General features: G+C 59.7%; 2 protein-coding genes. One reads left to right on the top strand and one right to left on the bottom strand.

The window, feature by feature from the left end; translation table 11 throughout:
• Positions 1-298: 298 nt before the first annotated feature.
• On the bottom strand, positions 299-1,204 hold the full coding sequence (locus WCA53_RS27765; RefSeq protein ID WP_423918413.1) for a LysR family transcriptional regulator: 906 nt from the start codon (positions 1,202-1,204) through the stop codon (positions 299-301).
• Positions 1,205-1,331: 127 nt separating this feature from the next.
• Here WCA53_RS27765 and WCA53_RS27760 point away from each other — a divergent pair, with 127 nt between their 5' ends.
• A complete protein-coding gene (locus WCA53_RS27760) occupies positions 1,332-2,225 on the top strand; it encodes an NAD-dependent epimerase/dehydratase family protein (RefSeq protein WP_423918410.1) in 894 nt (297 codons plus the stop codon).
• The last annotated feature ends 3 nt before the right edge of the window (positions 2,226-2,228 follow it).

Raw genomic sequence — 2,228 nt, 5'->3', positions numbered from 1 at the left:
GTGTTCGACTGAGCGTTGATGTGTGGCGACCGTACTACGTTCGGGCCAAAGACCTGAAATGAGCAACGACGACACTTAGGTATTCGCGGTTTGAACGCGTTTCTTTACTTCGTTTCTTTGCGCGTTTGCCGTTTGCAAAGAAATGAAGTCCCGCCCCGGATAGGGGCTAACAGAAATAAGCAAGAAAATACTACTTATGCAGAACGACCACGCTAGCAGAAGGACTCAACGCTCTCCCCACACTCACCGCTAATAGCACCGCCCAAAAACTCCCCCGCGCCACGCTCAGTAGCGGCATTTAGACCATTAAGCGTGCAGCGAGAAAATCGAGGAAAGCCCTGGCCCTCCCCGCCATCGACGCGCTTTGGTAAAACACCGCGCTAATCGGTTGTCTTACGTCCAGCAGCGCGGCGTCCATCACCGTACGCAACCTCCCGCCTTCCACGTCGGACCGGGTCATGAACGTCGCCAGGCACGCGATTCCATTACCGCCAAGCACCAGTTGACGCACGGTTTCGCCACTCGACGCCGACATCGCCGGAACAATCCGCACGAACGCGCTTGCATCGCGATCCCCGATGCTATCGGGAGACACCGGCCAATCGTTAAGACTTTCAGGCGCCGTAAAGCCAATCAGCCGATGCCGCCGCAATTCAGCCACCGTTCGCGGTTCCCCATGCTCGGCTAGGTACGCCGGACTCGCCAGGATGCGCAACCGGCTGCTACCGAGCGCGCGCGCATGCAGCGTCGAATCCTGCAGCGCGCCAATACGGATCGCAATATCCACACGCTGTTCCATCAGGTCGACCACGCGCTCGTTACTACTCAACTCCAGCGTGATTTCCGGATAAGCAAGCGAGAACGCCCGTACGTACGGCACAACGCAATGAAGCATGAACGGCGACGCAGCATCGACCCGCAAACGCCCTGCCGGCCTCTGGCGTTGCCGCGCGATCGATTCCTCCGCGTCTTCCATCGCAGCAAGGATCGCGCGGGCACGCACGAGAAACAATTCGCCCTCGTCGGTCAGTTGCAGTCGACGAGTAGTCCGACGCACAAGCGTGGCGTCGAGCTTGTGCTCAAGGCGGCTCAACGCCCGGCTAACGCCCGAGACGGTCTGCTGCAAGGTCTCGGCGGCGGCCGTAATCGATCCGCTGTCGATCACGGCAACAAACGCCAAAAGCTCTTCCGTGGTGGTTTTCATCTGAACGACCGAACGATTTATCGATTATTGATTTTGAGTCAAGATTGATTTGAGACTAACACCGTTTCTGAGAAAGTCGAACGCGCCGATACTGCATGCATCGACTCATCCACACAGGACAACGGACATGAAAATCTTTGTGACAGGCGCAGGCGGCTTTATTGGCGGATCCATCGCGGCGCGACTCGTTCGTGACGGCCACACAGTGAGCGGGCTCATTCGCCGCCCGGAACAGGTCGATGAATTGAAGCAACTCGGGATCGAACCGGTGATCGGCAGTCTCGATGACCGCGACCTGCTGATCGCACAAGCCCGCGCAGCGGACGGCGTGATCAACGCAGCCGACAGCGACCATCGCGGTGCAGTCGAGGCGCTCATAGAAGGACTGGCTGGCTCGAACAAGCCGCTGCTGCACACGAGCGGATCGAGCATCGTTGGCGACGCATCGGGCGGGGAAGCGACGCAGACGATCTATTACGAAGACTCGCTGCCCGAACCGACAGCCGACAAGGCGCCGCGCGTGGCCATCGATAATCTCGTGCTCGACGCAGCCACGCGCGGCGTGCGTTCAACCGTGCTCTGCAATACCTTGATCTACGGCCACGGCGCGGTCCCGTCGGCAAAAAGCGTGCAGTTGCCGCGCTTGCTGGTGCAGGCAAGGAAAAGCGGCGTGGTGCGGCATGTCGGACCGGGCCGCAACATCTGGTCGAACGTGTATATCGACGATGTCGCCGACGTTTATGCTCGCGCGCTCGAAAAGACACCGGCCGGCACGTTTTATTTCATCGAAAGTGGAGAAGCGTCGTTCCTCGAAATGACCACGGCGATGGCCAAGGCGCTTGGTCTCGGCGCGCCGCAGGACTGGCCGCTCGAGGAAGCCAGGAAGGAATGGGGCTACGAGATGGCATCCTATGGGCTGGGCTCAAACAGCCGTGTGCGCGGCAAGCATGCACGCGCGTTGCTCGGCTGGGAGCCGAAGCGGACGTCGGTGACCGACTGGATCAGTCACGAGATGGTTTGAGGC

The sequence above is a fragment of the Caballeronia sp. genome, from assembly GCF_049581465.1.
Taxonomy (GTDB): Bacteria; Pseudomonadota; Gammaproteobacteria; order Burkholderiales; family Burkholderiaceae; genus Caballeronia.
Note: the sequence above shows the minus strand (reverse complement) of the source record. Positions and strands in the feature narration are given on the sequence as shown.